General features: G+C 34.6%; 6 protein-coding genes. All 6 read left to right on the top strand.

What is annotated here, in order from left to right; translation table 11 throughout:
• Positions 1-652: 652 nt before the first annotated feature.
• Positions 653-820 (top strand): hypothetical protein, encoded by a 168-nt coding sequence (locus F6K54_RS39250; RefSeq protein ID WP_293089658.1) that lies wholly within the window; start codon positions 653-655, stop codon positions 818-820.
• 358 nt (positions 821-1178) lie between these two features.
• Entirely contained in the window at positions 1179-1802 is a 624-nt protein-coding gene (locus F6K54_RS39245) for a Uma2 family endonuclease (RefSeq protein ID WP_293089657.1), read from the top strand.
• A 1420-nt stretch (positions 1803-3222) separates the two neighbouring features.
• Positions 3223-4374, top strand: coding sequence for a 5-(carboxyamino)imidazole ribonucleotide synthase (locus F6K54_RS39240; protein WP_293089655.1), 1152 nt, complete (start codon positions 3223-3225; stop codon positions 4372-4374).
• A 306-nt stretch (positions 4375-4680) separates the two neighbouring features.
• Entirely contained in the window at positions 4681-4797 is a 117-nt protein-coding gene (locus F6K54_RS39235) for a helix-turn-helix domain-containing protein (RefSeq protein WP_293089654.1), read from the top strand.
• A 420-nt stretch (positions 4798-5217) separates the two neighbouring features.
• Positions 5218-5334, top strand: a complete 117-nt coding sequence (locus F6K54_RS43565; RefSeq protein WP_366558371.1) for a transposase — start codon at positions 5218-5220, stop codon at positions 5332-5334.
• An 87-nt stretch (positions 5335-5421) separates the two neighbouring features.
• The gene (locus F6K54_RS39230) at positions 5422-5532 is read left to right on the top strand and encodes a transposase (protein WP_293089652.1); all 111 of its coding nucleotides are present in this window, start codon (positions 5422-5424) and stop codon (positions 5530-5532) included.
• Positions 5533-5593: the final 61 nt, after the last annotated feature.

The following is a 5593-nucleotide window of genomic DNA, read 5'->3' as shown; positions in this document are numbered from 1 at the left end:
TGTGTTTCTCAAGTTATTGAGGTACAGTTGTTTTGATTTTTTACCGAATAATTAAGGTTTAAAGCCTTTCCTTTAAAGGAGAAACGAGAAAAAATTTTCCCTACCGCGTCAATCCTCTTCTTTTCAAGGATAAGTAATCAGGTTTTCAAGGATAAGTAATCAGGGTTTGCTGATTAAATATAAAAGTATTGACATATAAAGAAAAGTGCCTTTTTGGGGTCGAAAAAAGTGCAAATTTTTCAGATATTCATGCTTATGCATGGAGCATATTTTAGGGTCATAGTTGGGCATAAAAATCATTCTTACAATGTAAGCATTCAGTAATCAGCTATTGCCTTTAATTTTAGATCAAAGCTTTACTAATTGATTCATAATTTTTACTTACTATAAAAGCTGCCTGAAACAGTCTATATTTATTAAAATCCTCTTTTTTTTGCTGTTTGCGCAGCATTCCGCAGGAAAAGCTGACTGCTAATAGCTGAATTCTTACCTTACAATTATTACTCTTACCTCCTCGTTTATTCCCATTTCTCCTGTTTTCCCCTCCCCTCCTGGGAGGGGCTAGGGGTGGGTTGGGAGGGGGAGGGGCGAGGGGTGGGTTATCTCCTACCCCATCAAAAAGACTTTCCATAAGCGGTGGTGGTGCATAGTAATGGTAGAGAGAGTGTGGGGAGATGGGGAGATGGGGAGATGGGGAGATGGGGAGATGGGGAGATTGGGAGATTGGGAGATGGGGAGATGGGGAGATGGGGGGATTGGGAGTGTGGGAGAAATTAAAAAATATATATCTTCACCATTACCATGCAGGACTACCCCATAAGCAAACCCTAATTATTAATTATTAATTATTAATTATTAATTATTAATTATTGAATACTCCCTACTCCCGTGCCACAAAAAAATTTTGTACCTCACGCTTCTTGGGAATTGTTATATAGATAGATAGAGAGATAGAGATACTTCTGAAACAAGGTTCAGGGTTTTTCTTTGGAATGCTCCACAAATATATTGCGTAGCTAAAGGTTGTTCATGTTATCATCGGTGGATAAAATTGACTAGGAATTAACAAATGCCGGATGATTTAGTACCATTTCTTATCGGTATAAGTATTTTGATTTTTTATCTAGTATTTTCAGCTATGACTGAAATGGGAACAAAATTGTTTGATAGGAAAAAAAATGATTAATACTGTTGCTTTAACTATTCCTGAAAAAAGAATTGTTTTCTATAACTTGAATTGGCAGAAGTACCAAAAAATCATTGAAGCTCTGGGAGAAAGTCGCAATGCCAGAATTATATATGACCAAGGAATATTGGAAATTACTACGCCTCTGGAAGAACATGAATTTGCTAGAGAAATAATTGGTTTATTTATCAGAATTTTAGTTTTTGAAATGGGGTTAAAAATTAAAACTTTGGGTTCTACAACTTTGAATTATCCACAATTAGATAGAGGTGCAGAACCAGATAATTGTTATTATATTCAAAATCAATCAAAGGTGGCAGGGAAAAAAATTGATTTAACTCAAGATCCACCGCCCGATTTAGTAGTAGAAGTTGATATTACTCATACCGATATTAATAAAGTTAATCTTTATGCGAGCATGGGAATATCAGAATTTTGGCGTTATGATGGAGAAGTTTTATTAATTTATCAACTGCAAAATAAAAAATATGTTGAGGTTGAAACTAGCCCTACATTTCCTAAGATTGAAAAAGCAATATTTTATGAGTTTATCGAACAATCAAAACTAGATGAAGTAGAAGCAGAGAAAAAATTAAGAGCTAATTTAAACAATTAATAATTAATAATTAGGGTTTGCTGAAAAAGTCTTATGGGTAAGGGTAGGAGACAGGAGACAGGAGACAGGAGACAGGAGAAATGGGAATTATAGAGGAGGTAGAAGGAAGAAGAATCAAGGAATTATTCTGCGCAACTATGAGCCTAAAATACTAATTTTTTGAACCATTACAACCTAAAAGCTTGGACTTTTTTTAACTAAAAAATGCGCTCAACCAATATAAGTCAATACTTTTAGATTTAATCAGCAAGCCCTAATTAATAATTAATCATGACTAATTAGGTAGGTGAACAGAAATAAACGCAATATTAGAGGGCGGGTTTTTAGAACTTGGGGTGCTTAAGTAAAAGCTTTCGTTTTGGTTAAATCCGCTCATACAATTTTTTTAACGTTTAATTAGACTTATCTACTTAATAATTACCGAAAAATCCTGGTCTAAAGCCTCCCTTTTTAAGGGGATAAAAAAAGAAAATTCCGTATTTTCTTGCTTCCTTATTACAGAGGTGCTGTTAACTGATAACTGATAACTGAGATTACCTCTCCTAAAAACTGATAGTACTGGCGAACTTGATTTTTTTTGTTGATTTTTTTTGTTTTAAAGAATAGGCTTTAAACCTTAATTATTCGGTAACTGAAAGAAGGTAAAAGTTATAACAGGGAACACTTAACTGGACACAGTGGAAAAAACATTGTCTAGTGTAAGATTCATCAGCATAAGTCCTAATAGCTTTGGCTATTGCTATATCTAAAATTTAAAATTTAAAACTTGAAGCTAGTTGGAATCAGTTGTTAAGTGAAAAAGAGTAAAAGTTATCTAAAATTTAAAATTTAAAACTTGAAGCTAGTTGGAATCAGTTATTAACTGTTAGGTAAAAAAGAGTAAAAAGTATCTAAAATTTAAAATTTAAAACTTAAAGCTAGTTGGAATCAATTATTAACTGTTAGGTAAAAAAGAGTAAAAAGCATCTAAAACTTTCAAGGAAATTATTGTTCAAATTACGAAATTAATTTGTAATGTTTTATCAAAATAATGTGGGTTGAAAACCCCGTGTTTTAAGGCACAATATTTTTGGAGCGGAGTTCAAATCCCCGTTACAAAAATTACTTCTGACTTCTGACTTCGTTAAAGCTTCCTGTTTTGTATATAGCCTATCCCAAGTTACTGAGATACAGTTGTTTTTCTTCTTTTCTATTCCCTACTCCCTATTTCCTAAAAATATTTTTGCCCGCAACTGAAATAGGATTGCCATAGATTAATAAAACTGATAAAAACTATTTTTATTTTGTTATAGCAGTCGAAGTAAAGGTCGCGGACATATCAAAAGCTGAAAACTCAGACAACACAAGATTTTTCCTTCTTCCTTCTTCCTTCTTTCTTCTGCTATAAAATACAAAAGTTGAAACTGAATTTACAATCAAAATGAATAGCACTGAAAAGGCAAGAAAACACCAAAACAAAATTCAGCGGGTTGGTGTCATTGGTGGGGGTCAATTGGCATGGATGATGGCGGATGCTGCTAAAAAATTGGGAGTAGATTTAATTATTCAAACTCCTGAAAAAGATGACCCGGCAGTATCTATAGCAAAAGATACTATTTTGGCAGAAATTGATGATTTTCAGGCAACTGCTCAGTTAGCCAATAGTTGTGATGTGATTACTTTTGAAAATGAATTTATTAATATAGATGAATTGTCGCTTCTGAGTAAAAAAAATGTAATTTTTCGTCCTAATTTATCTGTATTGAAGCCGTTATTAGATAAATATGAACAGTTATGTTATTTACGAGATTTAGGTTTACCTGTTCCCAAATTTTGGGAGTGGAAAACAGAAGCTGAAGCAATAAAATTTCCTCTAGTATTAAAAGCACGTCGTCATGGTTATGATGGTCATGGTATTTCTATTATTCAAGATATTAATAGTTTAAAATCTCAGAGAAATCCAAATATTTTCATTCAAGAATTTATCCCTTTTGACCGGGAAGTTGCAATTATTGCTGCTCGTTCAGTAACTGGTGAAATTAAGGTTTATCCTGTGGTAGAAACACAACAAGAAAATCAGGTTTGTCGGCGGGTTTTTGTATTTGATGAAAATTTAGAATTAGTCGAAGAAATTCAGGCGATCGCTCAAACTCTCCTCAATAGTTTAGAAGTCGTGGGAGTATTTGGTATTGAATTATTTATTACTAAAGATAAAAAAGTTTTAATTAATGAAATTGCTCCTAGAACTCATAACTCTGGTCATTACACTTTGGATGCTTGTGAGACTTCTCAATTTGAACAACATTTACGGGCAGTTTGTGGTCTACCTCTGGGTAATACCACTCTTAAGTCTAGGGGCGCGGTGATGGTGAATTTGTTGGGTTATGAATTTGCGGTAAATGACTACTTGACAAAACGGCAACAATTAACTCAAATTCCTAATGCTTCGGTTTGGTGGTATGGCAAAACAGAATCTCGTCCAGGACGAAAGTTAGGTCATGTGACAGTATTGGTGCATGAGGAAAATTCGACCAAGTGCCGTCAGGAAGCTGAGGCGATCGCCCAGAAAATTGAAAGTATCTGGCAGAGTTAACGAAGTTAGAAGTCAGAAGTTAACCCACCCCTCGCCCCTCCCCCTCCCAACCCACCCCTAACCCCTCCCAGGAGGGGAGGGGAAGTAGGGGATTTGAGCAACTCTCCAAAAATATTTCGCCTTAAAAGGCGGGGTTTTAGGCCCATATTATTTTGAGAAAAATTTTGACTTGATAAGTGTCAAGGTTACAAATTCTCACTTTTGACCGAAAAATTGGGTCCCAAGCCTCGCCCTTCTAGGGCGACTTTTTAGTTGTTAAGTGTTTCAATGAATATGTTACAATACTGTTAGTTTAAATATCGAATTATGAAAGCTAGATTTAAGTATCGCATATATCCAACACCGGGACAAAAGCATCAATTAGCAAAGCTATTTGGTTGCGTTCGTGTTGTTTGGAATGATAGCCTAGCTTGTTGCCTGTGAAAAATACAAATTAGGAGGTAAGAAGCCCACTAACTCACAGCTACAAAAACAGTTTATTACTCAAGCAAAAAAGACTGAAGATAGAGAGTGGCTTAAAGAAGTTTCTAACATACCATTGCAGCAATCTTTGAATGATTTAAACCAAGCTTATCAAAACTTTTTTAAATCGACTAAAGGCCAGAGAAAAGGTAAACCTGTTAAACCTCCTAAATTCATGCATTAGAAAGTCAAAACAAACTGCTAGATTTACAAGGGCAGGTTTTCAAGTTGGTCAACATAAAGTTTATTTAGCTAAGATTGGAAAACTCAAGATAGTTTCGCCCGTGAGAGTTACCTGCTCCCCTATCATCAGTAACTATTATCAAAGACTCAGCTAATAGATATTTCTTAAGTTTTGTAGTAGAAACTTGTGCCAAAATATTGCCTCATACTGATAATTCAGTGGGGATAGACTTAGGCATAAAAACTTTTGCTACATTTAGCGATGGTACGAAGGTTGACGCTCCTAAACCATTGAAAAAACGGATTAAAAAGTAGCCTCTTTCAGAGGAGCTGCGCTAACGAAAGCTAAGTAAATCATTATCAAAAAAAACCTTTGGGTCTAAACAATATGAAAAAGCTAGATTGAGAGTAGCTAAATTTCATGCCAAAGTAAAAGACATGAGGACTGATTTTCTGCATAAATTGTCCACTGAAATAATTCGTGAAAACCAAACAATTGTTTTAGAGGTATGACAATGTTTCTGGAATGGTCAAAAACCGTAAATTATCCAGAGCAATATCAGATTTAGGTTGG

The sequence above is a fragment of the Okeania sp. SIO3B5 genome (assembly GCF_010692555.1).
Lineage (GTDB): Bacteria > Cyanobacteriota > Cyanobacteriia > Cyanobacteriales > Microcoleaceae > Okeania.
This window is presented reverse-complemented; position numbering and strand designations above follow the sequence as displayed.

Excerpts from the sequence above, each read along its gene's own strand:
- F6K54_RS39240 (WP_293089655.1), top strand. The coding sequence starts at position 3,223 with ATGAATAGCACTGAAAAGGCAAGAAAACACCAAAACAAAATTCAGCGG.
- F6K54_RS39235 (WP_293089654.1), top strand. The coding sequence starts at position 4,681 with ATGAAAGCTAGATTTAAGTATCGCATATATCCAACACCGGGACAAAAG.
- F6K54_RS39250 (WP_293089658.1), top strand. The coding sequence starts at position 653 with ATGGTAGAGAGAGTGTGGGGAGATGGGGAGATGGGGAGATGGGGAGAT.
- F6K54_RS39245 (WP_293089657.1), top strand. The coding sequence starts at position 1,179 with ATGATTAATACTGTTGCTTTAACTATTCCTGAAAAAAGAATTGTTTTC.